The organism is Streptomyces sp. NPDC085932, assembly GCF_044540525.1.
Taxonomy (GTDB): domain Bacteria; phylum Actinomycetota; class Actinomycetes; order Streptomycetales; family Streptomycetaceae; genus Streptomyces; species Streptomyces levis.
Window position 1 is genome coordinate 509,522 of sequence record NZ_JBITSJ010000001.1, and the last position, 20,747, is coordinate 530,268.

The window sequence follows — 20,747 nt, forward strand, 5'->3', positions numbered from 1 at the left end:
AACCGCAGGTCGGGAGGGGGGTGCCCCGCTCAGCCGGCGGCCGGCCAGGACGCGGGGTCCCACACGCCCGAGCGGCGCAGCGAAGCGGGGCAGTGCAGATAGATCTCGTCGATCTCCAACAGCAGGGCGAGGGCGGGACGTTGGCCGCCGTGGCGCATGGCGTCGAAGAACGGGGCGTCGGTGAGGACGCGGGCCCGGCCGTTGACGCGCAGGACCTCCTTGCCGCCGGGTATCAGGTACAGCAGCCCGGCGTGCGGGTTGTCCAGGACGTTGTGCAGGCTGTCGCCGCGCCGGTTGCCCGGCCGCTCGGGCAGGGCGATCCTGCCGGGGTCGACGACGTGCGTGAAGCCGGCCGCGTCCCCGCGGGGCGAGACGTCGCAGTTGCCTGCCGCGTCGGAGGTGGCCAGCAGGCAGAACGGGGAGCGGGCGAGGATGCCGAGGTCCTGCTCGGTGAGCCGGTCGTGGACCTTCTCGATCACCACGGGCCAGGGCTCGCCCAGCAGTTCGCGCAGTGCGGAGCGGGAGGCGATTTCGGTCCAGCCCTCATCGGGCGCTGCGCCCGGCCCGTTCCCGGCGGTGTCGGTGGTGTGCGGCATGGCCGGCTCCCGTGCTCGGATGATCGAACTTAGGCTTGCTAACCTTAACGGACCTGGAACGGCTGATCGCTGCCGCGGCCCCGCCGCCCGGTACGGTGGGGGGATGCTGTCCGAGGTCACCGCCACCCGCTACATCGAGCCCCTGCGCTCCGGCGGTTCCGTCCCCGGGATCGTCGAGGCGGACGACCTGGGCACGTACGTCGTGAAGTTCACCGGCTCCGCGCAGGGCCGCAAGGCGCTGGTCGCCGAGGTGATCGTGGGCGAGCTGGCCCGGGCGCTCGGGCTGCGGTTCCCGGAGCTGGTCCTGGTGCACTTCGACCCGGCGATCGCCGACGAGGAGCCGCACCAGGAGGTGCGCGGCCTGCACGCGGCCAGCGCCGGCGTCAACCTCGGCATGGACTACCTGCCGGGCGCCCGCGACTTCACCCCCGAGGTCGCCCGGGCCTTCCCCGTCGATCCGCTGGAGGCCGGGCGGATCGTCTGGCTGGACGCCCTGACCGTGAACGTCGACCGCACGGTCCACAGCTCCAACCTCATGGTCTGGCCCACCCTGGGTGTGGCGCCCCCGCGCCTGTGGCTCATCGACCACGGCGCCGCGCTCGTCTTCCACCACCGCTGGGACGGCACCGACCCCGCCAAGTCCTACGACTTCCGCCACCACGCCCTCGGCCACTACGCGCCCGACGTCCGGGCCGCCGACGCCGACCTCGCGCCCAGGGTCACCGAGGAGCTGCTGCGCCGGATCCTCGCGGAGGTCCCGGACGCCTGGCTCGCCGACGACCCGGCCTTCAACACCCCGGACGCGGCCCGCGAGGCGTACGTGGCCCACCTGCACGCGCGCGTACGGGCCTCCGCGGCGTGGCTGCCCACCGACTTCCCCAGCCGGGAGGAGCTCGCCGCCGAGGAGGCCCTGCGGGCGGCGCGGAACCAGCAAGGACGCCCCGCGTGGCTCAAGCAGGTCCCCGACCTGCACGGCAAGCCCGCGGCCCAGCAGGATTGGTCGGTGCACCTGGGATGAGTGGCCGTGTCGAGATCGAGTACTGCACCCAGTGCCGCTGGCTGCCCCGCGCGGCCTGGCTGGCGCAGGAGCTGCTGACCACCTTCGAGGCCGAACTGACGGAACTGGCCCTGAAGCCCGGCACGGGCGGGGTGTTCGTGGTCCGCGTCGGCGACGAGGTCGTCTGGGACCGCCGCGAGCAGGGCTTCCCCGAGCCGACGGCCGTGAAGAAGGTCGTACGCGACCGAGTGGCCCCGGGCAGGACCCTGGGCCACTCGGAACGGTAGGGGCTCCTTCGGGCGGTGCCGGCTGCTCAGCCCTTGAGCTGCTCGTAGGCCGGAAGCGTGAGGAAGTCGGCGTAGTCCTCGTCGAGGGAGACCTTCAGCAGCAGGTCGTGCGCCTGCTGCCAGGTGCCGGCCGCGAAGGCCTCCTCACCGATCTCGGCCCTGATGTTCGCCAGTTCCTCGGCGGCGACCTTGCGGGCCAGCTCGGCGGTGACCCGCTCGCCGTTGTCCAGGACGACTCCCGCGTTGATCCACTGCCAGATCTGCGAGCGGGAGATCTCGGCGGTGGCGGCGTCCTCCATCAGGTTGAAGATGGCGACGGCGCCCAGGCCCCGCAGCCAGGCCTCGATGTAACGGATGCCGACCTGCACGGCGTTGACCAGGCCCGCGTACGTCGGCTTGGCGTCCAGCGAGTCGACGGCGATGAGGTCGGCCGCCTTGACGTCGACGTCCTCGCGCAGCCGGTCCTTCTGGTTCGGCCTGTCGCCGAGGACCTTGTCGAAGGACTCCATGGCGATGGGCACCAGGTCGGGGTGGGCGACCCAGGAGCCGTCGAAACCGTCGTTCGCCTCGCGGTCCTTGTCGGCGCGGACCTTCTCGAAGGCGACCTTGTTGACCTCGGCGTCCCGGCGGGAGGGGATGAACGCCGCCATGCCGCCGATGGCGTGCGCCCCGCGCTTGTGGCAGGTGCGGACGAGGAGTTCGGTGTAGGCGCGCATGAACGGGGCCGTCATCGTCACCGCGTTGCGGTCCGGCAGCACGAACTTCGCCCCGCCGTCACGGAAGTTCTTGACGATGGAGAACAGGTAGTCCCAGCGGCCCGCGTTCAGCCCGGAGGCGTGGTCGCGCAGCTCGTAGAGGATCTCCTCCATCTCGTACGCGGCCGTGATGGTCTCGATGAGGACCGTGGCGCGGACGGTGCCGTGGGGGATGCCGCAGTACTCCTGAGCGAAGACGAAGACGTCGTTCCAGAGGCGTGCCTCCAGGTGCGACTCCGTCTTGGGCAGGTAGAAGTACGGGCCCTTGCCCAGGTCGAGCAGGCGCTGGGCGTTGTGGAAGAAGTACAGGCCGAAGTCGACCAGCGCGCCGGGCACGCGGGTGCCGTCGGTGTCCGCGAGGTGACGCTCGTCCAGGTGCCAGCCGCGCGGGCGCATGACGACCGTGGCGAGCTCCTCGTTCGCCTTCAGGGCGTAGGACTTGCCCGACTTCGGGTCCGTGAAGTCGATGTTCCGGGTGTAGGCGTCGATCAGGTTGAGCTGGCCCGTGACGACGTTCTCCCAGGTGGGCGCGGAGGCGTCCTCGAAGTCCGCGAGCCACACCTTCGCGTCCGAGTTGAGGGCGTTGATGGTCATCTTGCGGTCGGTGGGGCCGGTGATCTCGACCCGGCGGTCGTTCAGGGCGTCCGGGGCCGGGGCGACCTGCCAGGAGTCGTCGGCGCGGATGGCGGCGGTCTCGGGGAGGAAGTCGAGGGTGGAGGTGCGGGCGATCTCGGCGCGGCGCTCGGCACGGCGGGCGAGGAGTTCGTCACGCCGGGGAGTGAACCGCCGGTGCAGCTCGGCCACGAAGGCGAGCGCCGCTTCGGTGAGGACCTCCTCCTGCCGGGGCAGGGGCTCGGCGTCGACGATGGCCAGCGGGGACGGCGCTGGAGCGGACATGAACGGTCACTTCCTTCAGCGAGCTGTGAAGACGAGCCGGCGGTGGCACCCGGTGCCAGTCTTCCCGGATACGGCGTTCGGCGCCCGGGGAGCCATCGGGCGCCTCTGAACAGTGGATAGTAGTTTCCTCATGGTGGAAGTTCAATGGTCTGTTGATGTCGAGATTCTCCGGGTCGAGGCAAGGTGGCTCTCCGTGCCACCCCGCTCACTCCAGGTGGGCCAGGTCGGCCTCGGTGTCGATGTCGAAGGGCCGGGCCACGTCCGCGCACTCCACGAGCGTCAGCGCCGGTGCGTGCTCCCTCAGGTAGGCGCGTGCCCCCCGGTCCCCGGTGGCAGTCGCGGCGACACCGGCCCAGTGCGCGGCGCCGAACAGCACCGGATGGCCGCGCACCCCGTCGTACGCGGCCGACACCAGGGATTCCTCGCCCGTGTACGCCCCGAGCACGCGGGCCACCGCCTCCGGGCCGATGCCGGGCTGGTCGACGAGCGAGACCAGGGCGGCCCGGGCGTCCGAACCGGCGAGCGACTCCAGTCCGGCCCGCAGGGACGTCCCCATGCCCTGCTCCCACGCGGGGTTGTCGACGAGGACGCAGTCCGCCAACTCGGCCCGGGCGCGCACCTCGTCGGACCGTGCGCCCAGCACCACGTGCACACGGGTGCAGCCGCCCTCGCGCAGGATCCGCACCGCGTGCTCCACCAGCGGACGTCCCCGGTGGGGCAGCAGGGCCTTGGGGCGGCCGCCCAGCCGCCGCCCGCCCCCCGCGGCGAGCAGCAGGGCGACCGCAGCCGCCTCGTCCGTCGTCTTCCGTGTCGTCATGGATCCTGCATACCGCACGAATCCAGGGCCAGGTCGTCACGCAGCGGAGCAAGTCGATGACGCAATGGACTGGCGCCCGGTGGTCCGCGTCGTTTACTGTCGCCCGCACCGACCGGCCGGGCGTGCGGGCAGCGCCGGGTGCGGAGGCTCGGTGCCGGGGCGGCACGCGCACGACGAGGTGCGAGGGGGAGGACTGTGTTGCGGAGCGTGGAGCGGAAGCGGCAGGGGCCTGTGGCCGGCGGCGACGAGGATCCGCGGGTGGCGGAGCTGTGCTCCGCCGTGGCCCGGCTGCGGCGTCGTCTGGCCGCCCATCCCGGCGAGTTCGCCGACCGGAGCATCGCCGAGGAGGAACTGGCCGCCCTCGCGGCCATGGCCGCCGGCGGCGTCCCCGAGGTCCCGCGGCTGCGCCGCTCCCTGCTGCTCATCGCAGGCGCGATCGGCTCGGTGAGTGCGCTCTCCCCGGGCCTGGCGGAGGTCCGCCGGGCGGTGGACCTCTTCGGCGGGCCGGTGCGCGGGCAGGGATAGCCCGGCCCGGGCGGCGCCGCGGGCGGGTCCCCGATGGCCGTCGCGGAGCTCGACCTCCGGGCACACGCGTCTCGCGAACGCCGTGAGCCGGATCCGGGCGCGCGGACGCCCCTGTGGGCCGTGCACGGCGTCGGATCCGGGCCGGCCGGTGGAGCGCGGTCCCGCGGGGCGGTGTGCGCCGCGTTGTGCGGGGTCCGGCCGGGGCGCGTTGTGCGGGGTCCGGCCGGAGCGCGTTTCGCGGGGGCCGACCGGCGCGTTACGCGGGGGTCTGGCTGGCGAGTGCCCGGGACAGGTCGTCGGCGACCTGCTGGAGCACCGGCACGATCTTCTCCGTCGCCGCCTCCGTGACCCGGCCCGCCGGGCCGGAGATGGAGATGGCGGCGGCGGTGGGGGAGTCGGGCACCGGCACCGCGAGGCAACGGACCCCGATCTCCTGCTCGTTGTCGTCGATGGCGTAGCCCTGGCGGCGGACGTCCTCCAGCGCCGCGAGGAACCCGTCGGCCGTCGTGATCGTCTTCTCCGTGGCGGCGGGCATGCCCGTACGGGCCAGCAGCGCGCGCACCTCCTCCGGCGGGAAGCCGGCCAGCAGGGCCTTGCCGACGCCGGTGGAATGCGGCAGCACGCGCCGGCCGACCTCCGTGAACATGCGCATCGAGTGCTTCGACGGCACCTGCGCCACGTAGACGATCTCGTCCCCGTCCAGCAGCGCCATGTTCGCCGTCTCGCCGGTCTCCTCCACCAGGCGCGCCAGGTACGGCCGCGCCCAGGTGCCCAGCAGGCGGGAGGCCGACTCGCCCAGGCGGATCAGGCGGGGGCCCAGCGCGTACCGCCGGTTGGGCTGCTGCCGAACGTATCCGCAGGCCACCAGCGTGCGCATCAGGCGGTGGATGGTCGGCAGGGGCAGTCCGCTGCTCGCGGACAGCTCGCTCAGGCCGACCTCGCCGCCCGCGTCCGCCATCCGTTCGAGCAGGTCGAAGGCGCGCTCCAGGGACTGGACCCCACCGTTGGACGAGGACCGGGCGGAGTCGGTGGTGCTGGCGCTGGACGTCGGCACGGGGCGTTCCTTTCGGGTAGCATTTCGCTTCCCGGTATGTTAATTCCGCTTCGTGGAAAAGTCCAGGGGGCGGCCGCCGGTGCCGTCCTGTAGCAGTGTGCCCTTGACGGAGCCGGAGCGGGAGTGAAGACTCTTTCAACAGATTGTTGAAGAAAGGGGTTCGCGGTGTCCGACGCCGAACTGGTGCTCCGCTCGACGCGTGTCATCACTCCCGAGGGGACCCGCGCCGCGTCGGTCGCGGTCTCCGACGGGACGATCACGGCCGTCCTCCCGTACGACGCCCCGGTGCCCGGCGGTGCCCGCCTGGAGGACCTGGGCGACCACGTCCTGCTGCCCGGGCTGGTCGACACCCACGTGCACGTCAACGACCCCGGCCGCACCGAGTGGGAGGGCTTCTGGACCGCCACCCGCGCCGCCGCGGCCGGTGGCATCACGACCCTCGTCGACATGCCCCTGAACTCCCTGCCGCCCACCACCACCGTCGCCCACCTGCGCACCAAGCAGCAGGTCGCCGCCGACAAGGCGCACATCGACGTCGGCTTCTGGGGTGGCGCCCTGCCCGACAACCTCAAGGACCTGCGCCCGCTGCACGAGGCCGGCGTGTTCGGCTTCAAGGCGTTCCTGTCGCCCTCCGGCGTGGACGAGTTCCCGCACCTGGAGCAGGACGCGCTCGCCCGCGCCATGGCCGAGATCGCAGCCTTCGGCGGTCTGCTCATCGTGCACGCCGAGGACCCCCACCTCCTCGCCTCCGCCCCGCAGCACCCCGGTCCCCGGTACGCCGACTTCCTCGCCTCCCGCCCCCGGGACGCCGAGGACACCGCCATCGCCCGGCTCATCCGCGAGGCCAAGGCCCTGGACGCGCGGGTGCACGTGCTGCACCTGTCCTCCAGCGACGCCCTGCCGATGATCGCCGAGGCGCGGGCCGAGGGCGTGCGCATCACCGTCGAGACCTGCCCCCACTACCTGACCCTCACCGCCGAGGAAGTCCCCGACGGCGCCAGCGAGTTCAAGTGCTGCCCGCCGATCCGCGAGGCCGCCAACCAGGACCTGCTCTGGCAGGCGCTGGCCGACGGCACCATCGACTGCGTCGTCACCGACCACTCCCCGTCCACCGCCGACCTCAAGACCGACGACTTCGCGACGGCCTGGGGCGGCATCTCCGGGCTCCAGCTGAGCCTCGCGGCGGTGTGGACCGAGGCGCGCGGGCGCGGGCACGGTCTGGAGGACGTGGTCCGCTGGATGTCGGCACGGACCGCCGCCCTGGTCGGGCTCGACGACCGCAAGGGCGCCATTGCCGCCGGACGCGACGCCGACTTCGCCGTCCTCGCCCCCGACGAGACCTTCACCGTCGACCCGGCCTCCCTGCAGCACCGCAACCGCGTCACGGCCTACGCCGGCAGGACCCTGTACGGCGTCGTGAAGTCCACCTGGCTGCGCGGGCAGCGCATCGTCGCGGACGGCGAGTTCACCGAACCGAAGGGGTGGCTCCTCACCCGGACCCACTGACTCCCCTCCCGGACACCCGAAAGGAAGACCTGATCATCGTGACGGCGATCCCCAGCTTCACCGGCGACGCGCACCCCTACGGAGGCGGCGACCCCTACGCGGACTACCGCACCGCCGACTTCCCCTTCACCCAGTACGCCGACCTGGCCGACCGGCGCCTCGGGGCCGGAGTCATCGCCGCCAACGACGAGTTCTTCGCCCAGCGCGAGAACCTGCTGGTGCCCGAGCGGGCCGAGTTCGACCCGGAGCACTTCGGGCACAAGGGCAAGATCATGGACGGCTGGGAGACGCGCCGCCGCCGGGGCGCCTCCGCCGAGCACCCGTGGCCGGCCGCCGAGGACCACGACTGGGCCCTGGTCCGCCTCGGCGCCCCGGGCGTCATCCGCGGGATCGTCGTCGACACCGCCCACTTCCGCGGCAACTACCCGCAGGCCGTGTCCGTCGAGGGCACCTGCGTCGAGGGCTCCCCGGCGCCGGAGGAACTCCTCGGCGACGACGTGAAGTGGACGACCCTCGTACCGCGCACGGCGGTCGGCGGCCACGCGGCGAACGGCTTCGCCGTCGCCGTCGAGCAGCGCTTCACGCACCTGCGGGTCAACCAGCACCCCGACGGCGGCATCGCCCGCCTGCGCGTGTACGGCGAGGTCGTCCCCGACCCCGCGTGGCTGACGGTCCTGGGCGCCTTCGACGTCGTCGCCCTGGAGAACGGCGGTCAGGTCGAGGACGCGTCCGACCGGTTCTACTCGCCCGCCACCCACACCATCCAGCCGGGCCGCTCCCGGAAGATGGACGACGGCTGGGAGACGCGCCGCCGCCGCGACCAGGGCAACGACTGGATCCGCTACCGCCTGGTCGCCCAGTCCCGGATCCGCGCGGTCGAGATCGACACGGCCTACCTGAAGGGCAACAGCGCCGGCTGGGCGTCCGTGTCCGTCAAGGACGGCGAGGACGGGGAGTGGCGGGAGATCCTGCCCCGCACCCGCCTCCAGCCCGACACGAACCACCGCTTCGTCCTGCCGGAGCCGGCCGTCGGCACGCACGCGCGTGTCGACATCTTCCCGGACGGCGGCATCTCCCGCCTGCGCCTGTTCGGCTCCCTCACCGACCAGGGCACGACCCGCCTGGCGGCCCGCCACCAGGAACTGGGCGGCTGAACCACCCGACGGACCCGCGGGCCGCCCGGGACGAACAGCCCCGGCGCGCCCCGCGATCCGGATGTGCCCGGGCCCCATCCGGCCTGTCACCGCCCGCCGCCGGCTGGCTGCTGGGCCGAGGCGCCGCACGCGCGGAACGATGCCGGTGCGCTTCGCGCGCTTCACCGGGGCCGGGCACCGTTCGCGGGACCGCGACGAGGGTGGGCCCCCGCGTGCCGCACCGGCCCGGTGTGCGTCGCGGGCTGCGCCGGCCCCGCGTTCCGCGCGCACGGGAGAGCAACGGTGTGTCCTGCGTGCCGCACCGGTCCGAGGTGCCGCACGCGCGGGACAGGTGCCGGTGTGCTTCGTGCGCTGCACCGGGTCTCAGGGTCGGCACGCGCGAAAGAGCACCGGCGGGTCCGGCGTGCCGCACCGGCCCGGTGCGCTTCGCACGTTGTACCGCGCCTGGGCACTGTTCGCGCGGCTGGCAAGGGTGGGTCCCCGCGTGCCGCGCCGGCCCGGGGCGCCGCGGGCGGCGAGCCGGTGGGTGGGGGTCATGCCGCGTGGCCGCCGTCCACGGCGAATTCCGCTCCTGTCACGAATGTCGCCCCGGCCAGGTACGCGACCGTCGACGCCACCTCCCCGGCCGTGCCGAAGCGGCCCAGGGCCGTCATCGCCGCCTGTCCGGCCGCGTACGGGCCGTCCGCCGGGTTCATGTCCGTGTCGATCGGGCCGGGATGGACGAGGTTCGCGGTGATGCCCCGCCCGCCCAGCTCCCTGGCCAGCGCCTTCGTCAGGCCGGTCAGCGCGGCCTTGCTCATCGCGTAGAGCGTGCCGCCCGGCCCCGGCACCCGCTGGGCGATGCAGCTGCCGATCGTGATGATCCGCCCGCCCTCGCCCATCAGCGCGGCGGCCGTCTGGGAGGCCAGGAAGACGGCGCGGACGTTCACCGCCAGGACCCGGTCCACCTCCCTGAGGGACAGCGTCTCCAGCGGCCCGAGCACCCCCACACCCGCGTTGTTCACCAGGACGTCGAGGCCGCCCAGCGCCTCGGCCGCCGCCTGCACCACGCCGGCGGCCTCGGCCGGATCCGCCGCGTCCGCGCGCACCGCCACCGCCCGGCGCCCCCGCGTCTCCACCGCCCGGACGACCTCCTCGGCCGCTTCCTTTCCGTGCGCGTACCCGACCGCCACGTCCGCGCCCTCCTGCGCCAGCCGCAGAGCCGTCGCCGCGCCGATCCCACGGCTCCCGCCGGTCACGAGAGCCACCTTGCCGTCCAGCATTTTTTGAGAAGTCATGTCTCCATCCCAGCGGCGGGGACGCGACCACGCTGGCGGCGAACGGACGTCGAACTCGCGGACCGCGAGGCTCCGGACGGCCCAGCGATGAGTTGCGCCGGCCGGCGGGGTCTGAACCGATGACACCAGGGCCGCAGAGCCCCCGCGCGACCCGGAAGGAAGGCACCCGCCATGGGCAAGCTCGTCTCCACCCTCTTCATCACCCTCGACGGCGTCTACCAGGCCCCCGGCGGCCCGCAGGAGGACACCCGCGGCGGCTTCACCCACGGCGGCTGGAGCTTCCCGTACGCCGACGAGGACTTCGGCCGGTTCATCAACGAGGTCTTCGCCCGCCCGGCCGCCTTCCTGCTGGGCCGCCGGACCTACGACATCTTCGCCACCTACTGGCCGAAGGTGACCGACCCCGCCGACCCGGTCGCCGCCAAGTTGAACTCCCTTCCGAAGTACGTCCCCTCCTCGACCCTGACCGACCCGGAGTGGGCGGGCACCACCGTGCTCTCCGGCGATCTCGCCGAGGAGGTCACCGCCCTGAAGGAGCGCACCGACGGCGAGGTCCAGGTGCACGGCAGCGGGGCGCTCGTCCGCCACCTGGTGGCGCTCGGCCTCGTCGACACCCTCCACCTGCTGACCTTCCCGGTCGTGCTCGGCTCGGGCTTCCGCCTGTTCCCGGAGGGCGCCGTACCGACCGCCTTCGAGCACGCCGGGGGCAGTGTCACCGGCGCGGGCGTCTCCGTGCAGACGTACGACGTGGCGGGCCGCCCGCAGTACGGCGAGTTCGGACTGCCGGAGGACGCCTAGGCGTGGGTGCGGGCCTGGGTGCGGGCTTGGCGCCGGGCGGCCGTCCACCTCCGCAGGTCGGTTAACTTCGCGCGAACTCATTGGACTTGACGGGAAAATCTCTCGTCTTGTCATTGACATGCCACTGTCTACGCGCGTCATCATGTGCGCATGAATTTCCCCCCACGCGCCTCGCGGCTCGGCGCAGCAGCCGCCCTCCTGTCCGCCCTCCTCGTCGGTGGCACCCTCACCGCCACGACCGCCGACGCGGCCCCCACCGCCGTCGGCGACATCTGCTACAGCGCCCTGCCCTCCCAGGCCCACGACACGCTCGACCTGATCGAGCAGGGCGGCCCCTACCCGTTCGACCAGGACGGCACCGTCTTCCAGAACCGGGAGGGCATCCTGCCCAGCCAGTCGTCCGGCTACTACCACGAGTACACGGTCATCACCCCGGGCTCCTCCACCCGCGGGGCCCGGCGCATCGTCACCGGTGAGCGCAGCCAGGAGGACTACTACACGGCCGACCACTACGCGTCGTTCGACCTGATCGACCACGGCTGCTGACCACGCCCGCTGACCGGGACCCCACCCCGGCACGCACCCGCCGGAAGTCCGTCGCGCTCCGACGGCGTCACACGGACTTCCGGCTCCCGGCCGCCGCGAACAGGGCGACGCCCAGCACCAGCAGGGCGACGCTCGCGTAGATCTCGTGACCGTCCAGGAACCCCAGGCGCTGCACCAGGCCCCAGTCCCAGTCGGTGAACTCGTGCACCAGGCCCGCCACGCCCTGCACCAGGGCGAGGAAGCCGAGAATCTCCAGTACCTGCTTCATGTCTGCCGACCCTCACCCCGCGGACCCCCGACGCGCATCGGCCGCGGGGCGAGCATCCCCGGACCGAAGTCCCCCATCCGGGCGGGCCGGCCGCGACGAAAGTCTGCGGCGGGACGACTTTGGTCGGCGATCCGGTCCGCGGAGCCGTGGAACGGACCCGGGCTGCGTAGATTTGTCGACCGTGAATGGTGAGAAGGCGGGGCGGACCTCCCCGGTGCCGGCCGAGGAGACACCGGCGTTGTTCACCGGACCCCGGTGGTTCATCCCCTCCGCCGTGCTCCACGAACTCGACCCCGGCGCCGCGGGGAACGGGCGGCGGCCCCGGCGCACCGCCCGCGACTGGATCGTGGACTTCTCCTGCTTCCTGTTCGCCGTGATCGTGGGCCTCACGGCACTCGACGCGCTCCGCCAGAACCCGAACGTCCCGCCAGGGCTGGCCGTCCTCGACCAGGTGGTGGGGGCGCTCGCCTGCGCGGCGGTCTGGCTGCGGCGCCGCTGGCCGCTCGGGCTGGCCGTGGCGATGGTCCCCGTCACCTTCGTCTCGGACACCGCGGGCGGCGCCGGCATCATCGCGCTGTTCACCCTGGCCGTGCACCGCCCGTTCCGGTACGCGGCCTGGGTCGGCGGCGTCAACACCGCGCTGGTCCCGCTCTACTACTGGCTGCGCCCCGACCTCGACATCCCCTACGTGGTGAGCGTGCCGTTCGCCATGCTGCTCACCGTGGCGATCATCGGCTGGGGCATGTTCGTGCGGGCGAAGCGGCAGCTCATGGTCAGCCTCAGGGACCGCGCCCGGCGGGCGGAGACGGAGGCGCGGCTGCGGGCCGAGCAGGCGCAGCGGCTCGCCCGCGAGGCCATCGCCCGCGAGATGCACGACGTGCTCGCGCACCGGCTGACGCTGCTCAGCGTGCACGCGGGCGCCCTGGAGTTCCGGCCGGACGCGCCCCCGGCGGAGACGGCACGCGCCGCGGGCGTGATCCGCGAGAGCGCCCACGAGGCGCTGCAGGACCTGCGGGAGATCATCGGCGTCCTGCGGGCGGCCGAGCCGGACGACACCGGCCGGCCCCAGCCCACGCTCGGGGCGCTGGACACGCTGGTCGCCGAGTCCCGGGAGGCGGGCATGAAGGTCTCCCTGGACCTGCGCGTGGCGGACCCGGCCGCCGTCCCGTCCTCCGTCGGCCGCACCGCCTACCGGATCGCCCAGGAGGGCCTGACCAACGCCCGCAAGCACGCCCCCGGCACGGAGGTCACGGTCTCGGTCGCCGGCGCGCCCGGCGACGGCATCACCGTCTGCGTGCGCAACCCGGCCCCGGAAGGGGAGGTGCCCCCCGTCCCCGGCTCCGGGCAGGGCCTGATCGGCCTGACGGAACGGGCGACCCTGGCGGGCGGCAGCCTGGAGCACGGCCCCACCCCGCAGGGCGGGTTCGCCGTACGGGCGTGGCTGCCGTGGGGGCCGTGATTACGTAAGGGCCATGACTGCGATCAGACTCCTCCTCGTCGACGACGATCCGCTGGTGCGGGCCGGGCTGTCCCTCATGCTGGGCGGGGCCGACGACATCGAGATCGTCGGCGAGGCCGCCGACGGCGACGAGGTGGAGTCCCTCGTCGACCGCACCCGCCCCGACGTCGTGCTCATGGACCTCCGGATGCCGACGGTGGACGGCCTCACCGCCACCGAGCGGCTGCGCGCCCGCCAGGAGGGCCCGCAGGTGGTCGTCCTCACCACCTTCCACGCCGACGAGCAGGTGCTGCGGGCCCTGCGCGCGGGTGCCGCCGGGTTCGTCCTGAAGGACACCCCGCCCGCCGAGATCCTCGCCGCGGTGCGCCGCGTCGCGGCCGGCGACCCGGTCCTGTCGCCCACCGTCACCCGCCAGCTGGTGCGGCACGCCGTCGGCACCGCCGCCGACACCCGCCGCACGCGCGCCCGCACGCGCATGGCCGCCCTCAACGACCGTGAGCGCGAGGTCGCCGTCGCGGTCGGCCGGGGCCTGTCCAACGCCGAGATCGCCACCGGCCTGTACATGAGCGTCGCCACCGTCAAGACGCACGTCTCCCGCGTCCTGGCCAAACTCGGCCTCAACAACCGCGTGCAGATCGCGCTGCTCGCCTACGACGCGGGACTCCTGGACGAGGAGCCGGACGAGAGCTGAGCCGGGGGGCCCTCAGGCGAACGCGGCGGCCCCGCCGGGGATCTCCGCGAGCCGCACCGGCCTGCGCTCCCGGCGCGAGACCTCGCACGCCTCGGCCACCCGCAGCGCCTGCAGGGCCTCCCGCCCGTCGCACGGGTTGGCCCGCTCGCCCCGGACGACCTCCACGAACGCGTTCAGCTCGGCCTCGTAGGCCGGGCCGAAGCGCTCCAGGAAGCCCGCCCAGGGCTTGTCCGCGGCCGGCGGCCCCGTCGGCTCGGTGGACGCGATCGGCGTGCGGTCGTCCAGACCCACCACGATCTGGTCGCGCTCCCCGGCCAGCTCCATGCGCACGTCGTAGCCCGCCCCGTTCAGCCGGGCACCGGTGACCGTGGCGAGCGTGCCGTCGTCGAGGGTGAGCAGCGCCGCGCCGGTGTCGACGTCCCCGGCCTCGCGGAACATCGCCGGCCCGGCGTCCGACCCGGTCGCGTACACGTCCGCCACCTCCCGGCCCGTCACCCAGCGCAGCACGTCGAAGTCGTGGATCAGCGTGTCCCGGTACAGCCCGCCGGACACCGGCAGCCACGCGGCCGGCGGCGGCGCCTGGTCGCTGGTCAGCGCCCGCACGGTGTGCAGCCGCCCCAGCCGGCCCGAGCGCACGGCCTCGCGCGCACCCGCGTAGCCCGTGTCGAAGCGGCGCTGGAAGCCCATCTGCAGGACCGTCCCGGCCGTCTCGACCTCGGCGATCGCGCTCAGCGTCCCCGGCAGGTCCAGCGCGATGGGTTTCTCGCAGAACACCGGCAGGCCCGAGCGTGCTGCCCGACCGATCAGTTCGGCGTGGGCCGACGTGGCCGTCGTGATCACCACGGCGTCGACTCCCCAGCGGAAGATCTCCTCCACGCCGGGCGCCGCCGTCTCGCCCAGGCGATGCGCCAGGTCCTGGGCCCGCGCGGGGTCCGCGTCCGTGAGGATCAAGGACCCCACGTCACGGTGCCTGCTGAGGGTGTTCGCGTGGATCGTGCCGATGCGGCCCGTCCCGATGACGCCGATGCGCATGGAAACAAAGTGCGGGCACGGGCCGCCGCTGTCAATCTGTATGTCCGGACAATCTGACTACACAACTTCCCGTCAACAACGCACGGAGCTACGCTCAGCGCGTGCCGAAACCAGAAGTGGACCCGACCGTGCAGCTAGAGCTCAGCGTGGACCGCAGTTCCCCCGTGCCGTTGTACTTCCAGCTGTCCCAGCAGCTGGAGGCCGCGATCGAGCACGGCACGCTGACGCCCGGCAGCCTGCTGGGCAACGAGATCGAGCTCGCCGCCCGGCTCGGGCTGTCCCGGCCGACCGTCCGCCAGGCCATCCAGTCGCTCGTCGACAAGGGCCTCCTCGTCCGCCGCCGCGGCGTCGGCACCCAGGTCGTGCACAGCCAGGTCAAGCGCCCGCTGGAGCTCAGCAGCCTCTACGACGACCTGGAGGCGGCGGGCCAGCGGCCCGCCACCCGGGTCCTCGTCAACACGGTCGTGCCCGCCTCCGCCGAGGTGGCCGCCGCCCTCGGTGTCGCCGAGGACAGCGACGTCCACCGCGTGGAACGGCTCCGCCTGGCCCACGGCGAGCCCATGGCCCACCTCTGCAACTTCCTGCCCCCCGGCCTGATCGACCTCGACACCGGCCAGTTGGAGACGACGGGCCTGTACCGCCTGATGCGCGCGGCCGGCATCACCCTCCACAGCGCCCGCCAGTCGATCGGCGCCCGGGCGGCCACGACGGAGGAGGCGGAGCGACTGGCGGAGGAGACGGGAGCCCCGCTGCTGACCATGCAGCGCGTGACGTTCGACGACACGGGCCGGGCAGTGGAATACGGCACACACACCTATCGCCCGACGCGCTATTCGTTCGAGTTCCAGTTGCTCGTCCGGACGTGATGGTCACGCTGTTGAGGGGCGCGGGGAACTGCACGACAAGCCCCCGACGGCCGGCACGTGGCGATGATCCGCACCACCCCTGTGCTCCGCACCGTTGCGTCCCGTGAGGCAGAATCGGGCCCGATGAGCACCTACCGCGACTTCACCGCCCCCATCGGCTCCCGCCGTGCCACCGTGCTCCGCACCGTCGGCACCCGGGAGCGCCGCTCGCACCTGACGGCACCCCGCGTGCCCACGGTCGGCATCGACATCGGCGGTACGAAGGTGATGGCGGGCGTCGTCGACGCCGACGGCAACATCCTGGAGAAGCTCCGCACGGAGACCCCGGACAAGTCCAAGAGCCCCAAGGTCGTCGAGGACACCATCGCCGAGCTGGTCCTGGACCTCTCCGACCGGCACGACGTGCACGCCGTCGGCATCGGCGCGGCCGGCTGGGTCGACGCCGACCGCAACCGCGTGCTCTTCGCCCCCCACCTGTCCTGGCGCAACGAACCCCTCAGGGACCGCCTCGCCAGCCGCCTGTCCGTCCCGGTGCTCGTCGACAACGACGCCAACACCGCCGCCTGGGCCGAGTGGCGCTTCGGCGCCGGCCGCGGCGAGGACCACCTGGTCATGATCACCCTCGGCACCGGCATCGGCGGCGCGATCCTGGAGGACGGCCAGGTCAAGCGCGGCAAGTACGGCGTCGCCGGCGAGTTCGGCCACATGCAGGTCGTGCCCGGCGGCCACCGCTGCCCCTGCGGCAACCGCGGCTGCTGGGAGCAGTACAGCTCCGGCAACGCCCTGGTCCGCGAGGCCCGTGAGCTGGCCGCCGCCGACTCCCCGGTCGCGTACGGGATCATCGAGCACGTCAAGGGCAGCATCGGCGACATCACCGGCCCGATGATCACCGAGCTGGCCCGCGACGGCGATGCCATGTGCATCGAGCTGCTCCAGGACATCGGCCAGTGGCTCGGCGTCGGCATCGCCAACCTCGCCGCCGCCCTCGACCCGTCCTGCTTCGTCATCGGCGGCGGCGTCTCGGCCGCCGACGACCTGCTGATCGGCCCGGCCCGGGACGCCTTCAAGCGGCACCTCACCGGCCGCGGCTACCGCCCCGAGGCCCGGATCGTGCGCGCCCAGCTCGGCCCCGAGGCCGGCATGGTCGGCGCCGCCGATCTGGCCCGGCTGGTCGCCCGTCGCTTCCGCCGCGCCAAGCGCCGCCGCGTGGAGCGCTTCGAGCGCTACGAGCGGTACACGCAGTCATTGCGCAGCAGCCAGGAGACCCTGTGACCGCCTCCCTGCCCCACCAGGGTCCCTGGCCCGGCGAGCCGGACCGCCCCGCCGAGGACCGCCGCCACATGATCCGCCGCAGGGCGCTCACCCTGCTGATCATCGTGCTGCTCATCGGCATCCCGGCCGGCTATCTGGTGATCTCCGCCAACCAGAGCCGGGACAGCGGCAAGGACAAGGAGGCCAAGTACTCGGCGACCGGCCTCACCGAGGGCTGGCCCTCCAAACTCCAGCGCCGCATCTATCAGGTGCCGATCCCGCACCCCGCCTGGCACGTGGCGTACTACGAGACCAACAACTGGAAGACCAGCCGCCTGTACGCCCAGTTCGAGACCAACACGGCCGGCCTGGACGCCTATCTGACCGGCCTGGGCATGACCCGCGCGGACCTGAAGCAGGGCGACGTCACCATCGGCGCCCGCGACCGCAAGGTCACCGGCTGGAAGTTCCCCGAGGGCGACGGCTGGTACGGCTTCGTCCACAAGCAGAAGAACCCGGCCCCGACGCACGACGTCGTCGTCGACCTGTCCAACCCGGCGTACCCGTGGGTGTACGTCGTGTCCCGGACGGTGCCCTGACCCCGCTGCCGGGGCCGATTGTCGGACCCCGCCCGTAGAGTCGGAGACGACTGGTCCGACAGGCGGGCGGGAGGTGGCAGGACGTATGGGCGACACGGCGACGGTGACCGGACGGGCGGGCGACACGGCGGTCCCGCTCCGGCTCGCGGCCGTCTTCCTGCCCGCGCCCCTCCCACGCGAGGGACGCATCGCCTTCTGGGACCCCGACGGCGGACCGCTGCCCGCCGGCGCGAGGGAAGCGACCGGCGACGCGGGACCGACCGGAGCCATGGAACCGGCCCGCGGCGGGGGACCGCTCCGGGGCAGGCTGCCGGCCGGTGGCTCGGAAGCGACCGGCGCCATGGAAACTACCGGCGCCATGGAGGCGACCGGCGGCGCCAAGCCGCTCGACGGCACGGAACTGACCGTCGTCCGCCGGCACGGGGTGGCCGTCCGCCGGCACACCACCCCGGCGCTGTCCCTCCCGCTGGAGACGGCCCTGCCCCTGCTGGTGCGCGCCCGGCACGACCCGGCGGCCCACCCCGCCACGGCCTGCTGGGGCGCGGCCGCCCTGCACGCCCTGCGGCTGACCGCGCGCGGCCGGCTGCTGCCCGGCCTCACCGCCACGGGACACGACGCCTGGCGCGCGGGCCCCCTCGACCCGGACGACATCGCGCACCTGCGCGCGGTGGCCGCCGCCCTGCCGTACGAGGGCCACGCCGTCCCGCTGCCCGGCCCGGGCCCGATCTGCCTGCCCGAGCCGGAGGCGCTCGTACGCGCCTTCCTGGACGCGGTCGCCGACACCCTGCCGCGCACCCCGGCCGCGCCCCACGGCACCGGACGCCCCTTCGCCGCCCGCGAGGCCACCCCGCTGCCCGGCGCCCACGACTGGGCCGCCGAGGTCGCCGCCGGCATGGACGCCGGCGTGCGGATCTCGCTCCGTCTGGACCTCTCGGCCTACGACCTGTTCGACGACACCCCCGACGGCGGCGCGCGCAGCGCCGGCGCGGCCGTCGTGCAGGTGCACAGCCTCGCCGACCCCACCCTCGTCGCCGACGCGGCGGCCCTGTGGGCGGGCGAGGCCGGCGACGCCTTCGGCCCCCGCGCGCGCGTCGACGCGGCCCTCGCCGTCCGCCGCGCCGCCCGCGTCTGGCCGCCGCTCGACCGGCTCTCCGAGCAGGACGTGCCCGACGTGCTGGCCCTGACGGAGGAGGAACTGAGCGACCTGCTCGGGATCGCCGCCACCCGGCTCGCCGCGGCGGGCGTCGCCGTGCACTGGCCGAGGGACCTCGCACAGGACCTGTCCGCCACGGCGGTGGTCCGTCCCGCGCCCGGCTCCGCGACCGACGGCACCGGCTTCTTCGAGAGCGAGGACCTCCTCGGCTTCCGCTGGCAGCTCGCCCTCGGCGGTGACCCGCTCACGGACGCCGAGATGGACGCCCTCGCCGAGGCGCACCGGCCGGTCGTCCGGCTGCGGGACCGCTGGGTGCTGGTCGACCCGGCCCTCGTCCGCAAGGCCCGCAAGCGGGACCTCGGACTGCTCGACCCGGTCGACGCGCTGTCCGTCGCCCTCACCGGCACGGCCGAGGTGGACGGCGAGACCGTGGAGGCCGTGCCGGTCGGCGCCCTGGCCGCCCTGCGCGACCGCCTCACCGCCGGGATCCGCCCGGCCGACCCGCCGCCCGGCCTGCACGCCACCCTGCGTGACTACCAGCTCCGCGGCCTGGCCTGGCTCGACCTGATGACCTCCCTCGGCCTCGGCGGCTGCCTCGCCGACGACATGGGCCTCGGCAAGACCGTCACGCTCATCGCGCTGCACCTGAAGCGGGCCCGCAGCGAACCGACCCTGGTGGTCTGCCCGGCCTCCCTCCTCGGCAACTGGCAGCGCGAGATCAACCGCTTCGCCCCCGGCGTCCCCGTGCGCCGCTTCCACGGCCCCGACCGCAGCCTGGCCGGCCTGGACGGCGGTTTCGTCCTCACCACGTACGGCACGATGCGCTCGGCGGCCACCGCCCTGGCCGAGCGGACCTGGGGCATGGTCGTCGCCGACGAGGCACAGCACGTCAAGAACCCCTACTCGGCCACGGCCAAGGCGCTGCGCACCATCCCGTCCCCCGCGCGCGTGGCCCTCACCGGCACCCCCGTGGAGAACAATCTGTCGGAGCTGTGGGCCCTGCTCGACTGGACGACCCCCGGCCTGCTCGGTCCGCTCAAGTCCTTCCGGGCCCGGCATGCCCGGGCCGTGGAGTCCGGCGAGGACGAACAGGCGGTGGAGCGTCTGGCCCGCCTGGTCCGGCCCTTCCTGCTGCGCCGCAAGAAGTCCGACCCCGGCATCGTCCCCGAGCTGCCGCCCAAGACCGAGACCGACCACCCCGTCCCGCTCACGCGCGAACAGGCCGCGCTGTACGAGGCGGTGGTGCGCGAGTCGATGCTCGCCATCGAGACGGCCGAGGGCATGGCGCGCCGGGGCCTGGTGCTGAAGCTGCTGACCTCGCTGAAGCAGATCTGCGACCACCCGGCGCTGTACCTGAAGGAGCAGCACGCGGGGCCGAGCGACCGGCTCGCCGCCCGGTCCGGCAAGCTCGCCCTGCTGGACGAACTGCTGGACACGCTGCTGGCCGAGGACGGCTCCGCCCTGGTCTTCACGCAGTACGTCGGCATGGCCCGTCTCATCACCTCCCACCTGGCCGGCCGCGCCGTCCCGGTCGACCTCCTGCACGGCGGCACGCCGGTCCCGGAGCGGGAGCGCATGGTCGACCGCTTCCAGGCGGGCGCGACCCCGGTGCTGGTGCTGTCCCTCAAGGCGGCGGGCACGGGCCTGAACCTCACTCGCGCGGGCCACGTCGTGCACTTCGACCGCTGGTGGAACCCGGCCGTCGAGGAGCAGGCCACCGACCGTGCCTACCGCATCGGCCAGACCCAGCCCGTCCAGGTCCACCGCCTCATCACCGAGGGCACGGTCGAGGACCGCATCGCCGAGATGCTCCAGGCCAAGCGGGCCCTCGCCGACGCGATCCTCGGCTCCGGCGAGTCGGCCCTCACCGAGCTGACCGACCGCGAGCTGTCGGACCTGGTGTCCCTGCGGAGGCCGTCATGACACCCCGTCGGAGCCGCCGCCCGTTCCCGGGGAGCACGCCATGAGCGCCCGTCCGGCCGACGAGGCCCGCCGGGCCCTGCGCGAGGCCAGGGCCCGTGCCGCCCGGGACCCGGGCACGGACTCCGGCGCGGATCCCGAAACGGACTTCGGCAGGGATCCCGGAGCGAAGTCCGGCAGGGATCCCGGAGCGAAGTCCCGCAGGGATCCCGGAGCGGACTCCGGCAGAGATTCCGGCACGGCGGCGTCTCCGGGCTCTCCGGGCTCCCCGAGCCCTGCGGGCGATCCGGTCTCTCCGG

General features: G+C 73.6%; 20 protein-coding genes. 13 read left to right on the forward strand and 7 right to left on the reverse strand.

Going from position 1 to position 20,747, the window contains the following annotated elements:
- Positions 1–29 precede the first annotated feature (29 nt).
- On the reverse strand, positions 30–596 hold the full coding sequence (locus ACIGAQ_RS02120) for an MSMEG_1061 family FMN-dependent PPOX-type flavoprotein (protein ID WP_362277633.1): 567 nt from the start codon (positions 594–596) through the stop codon (positions 30–32).
- Between the two features lie 103 nt (positions 597–699).
- Between ACIGAQ_RS02120 and ACIGAQ_RS02125 the strand changes: the two genes are divergently transcribed.
- Together ACIGAQ_RS02125 and ACIGAQ_RS02130 are read left to right on the forward strand one after the other, a co-directional pair.
- Positions 700–1,614 carry a HipA family kinase gene (locus ACIGAQ_RS02125; RefSeq protein WP_399778504.1) on the forward strand — a complete coding sequence of 305 codons (915 nt, stop codon included), beginning with the start codon at positions 700–702 and terminating at the stop codon, positions 1,612–1,614.
- On the forward strand, positions 1,611–1,880 hold the full coding sequence (locus ACIGAQ_RS02130; RefSeq protein WP_399778506.1) for a SelT/SelW/SelH family protein: 270 nt from the start codon (positions 1,611–1,613) through the stop codon (positions 1,878–1,880). The genes ACIGAQ_RS02125 and ACIGAQ_RS02130 overlap by 4 nt, the downstream gene beginning before the upstream one ends.
- Positions 1,881–1,906: 26 nt before the next feature.
- Here the strand turns inward: ACIGAQ_RS02130 and aceB are convergent, their stop codons facing one another.
- Both aceB and ACIGAQ_RS02140 read right to left on the reverse strand, forming a co-directional pair.
- Entirely contained in the window at positions 1,907–3,532 is a 1,626-nt protein-coding gene (gene aceB / locus ACIGAQ_RS02135; protein WP_399778508.1) for a malate synthase A, read from the reverse strand.
- Between the two features lie 205 nt (positions 3,533–3,737).
- On the reverse strand, positions 3,738–4,349 hold the full coding sequence (locus ACIGAQ_RS02140; protein ID WP_399778509.1) for an NTP transferase domain-containing protein: 612 nt from the start codon (positions 4,347–4,349) through the stop codon (positions 3,738–3,740).
- A 231-nt stretch (positions 4,350–4,580) separates the two neighbouring features.
- Here ACIGAQ_RS02140 and ACIGAQ_RS02145 point away from each other — a divergent pair, with 231 nt between their 5' ends.
- Positions 4,581–4,874: a DUF5955 family protein gene (locus tag ACIGAQ_RS02145; protein ID WP_394814223.1), complete on the forward strand. Its 294-nt coding sequence runs from the start codon at positions 4,581–4,583 to the stop codon at positions 4,872–4,874.
- Between the two features lie 256 nt (positions 4,875–5,130).
- Here ACIGAQ_RS02145 and ACIGAQ_RS02150 read toward each other — a convergent pair whose 3' ends face one another.
- A complete protein-coding gene (locus tag ACIGAQ_RS02150; RefSeq protein WP_311680630.1) occupies positions 5,131–5,928 on the reverse strand; it encodes an IclR family transcriptional regulator in 798 nt (265 codons plus the stop codon).
- 165 nt (positions 5,929–6,093) lie between these two features.
- On the opposite strand from ACIGAQ_RS02150, the gene allB reads away from it, so the two are divergent.
- Together allB and alc are read left to right on the forward strand one after the other, a co-directional pair.
- Positions 6,094–7,434, forward strand: a complete 1,341-nt coding sequence (gene allB / locus ACIGAQ_RS02155; protein WP_399778511.1) for an allantoinase AllB — start codon at positions 6,094–6,096, stop codon at positions 7,432–7,434.
- A 38-nt stretch (positions 7,435–7,472) separates the two neighbouring features.
- The gene (gene alc / locus ACIGAQ_RS02160) at positions 7,473–8,588 is read left to right on the forward strand and encodes an allantoicase (protein ID WP_399778513.1); all 1,116 of its coding nucleotides are present in this window, start codon (positions 7,473–7,475) and stop codon (positions 8,586–8,588) included.
- 533 nt (positions 8,589–9,121) lie between these two features.
- Here the strand turns inward: alc and ACIGAQ_RS02165 are convergent.
- On the reverse strand, positions 9,122–9,865 hold the full coding sequence (locus tag ACIGAQ_RS02165; protein WP_399778515.1) for an SDR family oxidoreductase: 744 nt from the start codon (positions 9,863–9,865) through the stop codon (positions 9,122–9,124).
- A gap of 171 nt (positions 9,866–10,036) precedes the next feature.
- On the opposite strand from ACIGAQ_RS02165, the gene ACIGAQ_RS02170 reads away from it, so the two are divergent.
- Together ACIGAQ_RS02170 and ACIGAQ_RS02175 are read left to right on the forward strand one after the other, a co-directional pair.
- Positions 10,037–10,663, forward strand: coding sequence for a dihydrofolate reductase family protein (locus tag ACIGAQ_RS02170; RefSeq protein ID WP_399778516.1), 627 nt, complete (start codon positions 10,037–10,039; stop codon positions 10,661–10,663).
- A 150-nt stretch (positions 10,664–10,813) separates the two neighbouring features.
- Positions 10,814–11,209 carry a ribonuclease gene (locus tag ACIGAQ_RS02175; RefSeq protein ID WP_362277608.1) on the forward strand — a complete coding sequence of 132 codons (396 nt, stop codon included), beginning with the start codon at positions 10,814–10,816 and terminating at the stop codon, positions 11,207–11,209.
- 67 nt (positions 11,210–11,276) lie between these two features.
- On the opposite strand, the gene ACIGAQ_RS02180 is transcribed toward ACIGAQ_RS02175, so the two are convergent.
- Complete coding sequence (locus tag ACIGAQ_RS02180; protein ID WP_094052946.1) at positions 11,277–11,477, reverse strand: hypothetical protein; 201 nt, start codon at positions 11,475–11,477, stop codon at positions 11,277–11,279.
- 181 nt (positions 11,478–11,658) lie between these two features.
- Between ACIGAQ_RS02180 and ACIGAQ_RS02185 the strand changes: the two genes are divergently transcribed.
- Together ACIGAQ_RS02185 and ACIGAQ_RS02190 are read left to right on the forward strand one after the other, a co-directional pair.
- On the forward strand, positions 11,659–12,936 hold the full coding sequence (locus ACIGAQ_RS02185; RefSeq protein ID WP_311680641.1) for a histidine kinase: 1,278 nt from the start codon (positions 11,659–11,661) through the stop codon (positions 12,934–12,936).
- 13 nt (positions 12,937–12,949) lie between these two features.
- The gene (locus ACIGAQ_RS02190) at positions 12,950–13,627 is read left to right on the forward strand and encodes a response regulator (RefSeq protein ID WP_399778519.1); all 678 of its coding nucleotides are present in this window, start codon (positions 12,950–12,952) and stop codon (positions 13,625–13,627) included.
- 12 nt (positions 13,628–13,639) lie between these two features.
- Here the strand turns inward: ACIGAQ_RS02190 and ACIGAQ_RS02195 are convergent, their stop codons facing one another.
- Positions 13,640–14,659 carry a Gfo/Idh/MocA family oxidoreductase gene (locus ACIGAQ_RS02195; RefSeq protein WP_311680643.1) on the reverse strand — a complete coding sequence of 340 codons (1,020 nt, stop codon included), beginning with the start codon at positions 14,657–14,659 and terminating at the stop codon, positions 13,640–13,642.
- A gap of 128 nt (positions 14,660–14,787) precedes the next feature.
- Here ACIGAQ_RS02195 and ACIGAQ_RS02200 point away from each other — a divergent pair, with 128 nt between their 5' ends.
- From ACIGAQ_RS02200 to ACIGAQ_RS02215, 4 genes are all read left to right on the forward strand, one after another.
- On the forward strand, positions 14,788–15,525 hold the full coding sequence (locus ACIGAQ_RS02200; protein WP_311681175.1) for a GntR family transcriptional regulator: 738 nt from the start codon (positions 14,788–14,790) through the stop codon (positions 15,523–15,525).
- A 123-nt stretch (positions 15,526–15,648) separates the two neighbouring features.
- Entirely contained in the window at positions 15,649–16,797 is a 1,149-nt protein-coding gene (locus ACIGAQ_RS02205) for an ROK family glucokinase (protein WP_309094958.1), read from the forward strand.
- Complete coding sequence (locus ACIGAQ_RS02210; protein ID WP_399778522.1) at positions 16,794–17,375, forward strand: sugar kinase; 582 nt, start codon at positions 16,794–16,796, stop codon at positions 17,373–17,375. The genes ACIGAQ_RS02205 and ACIGAQ_RS02210 overlap by 4 nt, the downstream gene beginning before the upstream one ends.
- Positions 17,376–17,460: 85 nt before the next feature.
- Complete coding sequence (locus ACIGAQ_RS02215) at positions 17,461–20,451, forward strand: DEAD/DEAH box helicase (RefSeq protein ID WP_399778524.1); 2,991 nt, start codon at positions 17,461–17,463, stop codon at positions 20,449–20,451.
- The last annotated feature ends 296 nt before the right edge of the window (positions 20,452–20,747 follow it).

Coding starts and splice junctions, on each gene's coding strand:
- ACIGAQ_RS02180 (WP_094052946.1), bottom strand. CDS start 11,477: ATGAAGCAGGTACTGGAGATTCTCGGCTTCCTCGCCCTGGTGCAGGGC.
- ACIGAQ_RS02125 (WP_399778504.1), top strand. CDS start 700: ATGCTGTCCGAGGTCACCGCCACCCGCTACATCGAGCCCCTGCGCTCC.
- ACIGAQ_RS02165 (WP_399778515.1), bottom strand. CDS start 9,865: ATGACTTCTCAAAAAATGCTGGACGGCAAGGTGGCTCTCGTGACCGGC.
- ACIGAQ_RS02170 (WP_399778516.1), top strand. CDS start 10,037: ATGGGCAAGCTCGTCTCCACCCTCTTCATCACCCTCGACGGCGTCTAC.
- ACIGAQ_RS02205 (WP_309094958.1), top strand. CDS start 15,649: ATGAGCACCTACCGCGACTTCACCGCCCCCATCGGCTCCCGCCGTGCC.
- ACIGAQ_RS02130 (WP_399778506.1), top strand. CDS start 1,611: ATGAGTGGCCGTGTCGAGATCGAGTACTGCACCCAGTGCCGCTGGCTG.
- ACIGAQ_RS02215 (WP_399778524.1), top strand. CDS start 17,461: ATGGGCGACACGGCGACGGTGACCGGACGGGCGGGCGACACGGCGGTC.
- ACIGAQ_RS02190 (WP_399778519.1), top strand. CDS start 12,950: ATGACTGCGATCAGACTCCTCCTCGTCGACGACGATCCGCTGGTGCGG.
- ACIGAQ_RS02175 (WP_362277608.1), top strand. CDS start 10,814: ATGAATTTCCCCCCACGCGCCTCGCGGCTCGGCGCAGCAGCCGCCCTC.
- ACIGAQ_RS02120 (WP_362277633.1), bottom strand. CDS start 596: ATGCCGCACACCACCGACACCGCCGGGAACGGGCCGGGCGCAGCGCCC.
- ACIGAQ_RS02140 (WP_399778509.1), bottom strand. CDS start 4,349: ATGACGACACGGAAGACGACGGACGAGGCGGCTGCGGTCGCCCTGCTG.
- aceB (WP_399778508.1), bottom strand. CDS start 3,532: ATGTCCGCTCCAGCGCCGTCCCCGCTGGCCATCGTCGACGCCGAGCCC.
- ACIGAQ_RS02195 (WP_311680643.1), bottom strand. CDS start 14,659: ATGCGCATCGGCGTCATCGGGACGGGCCGCATCGGCACGATCCACGCG.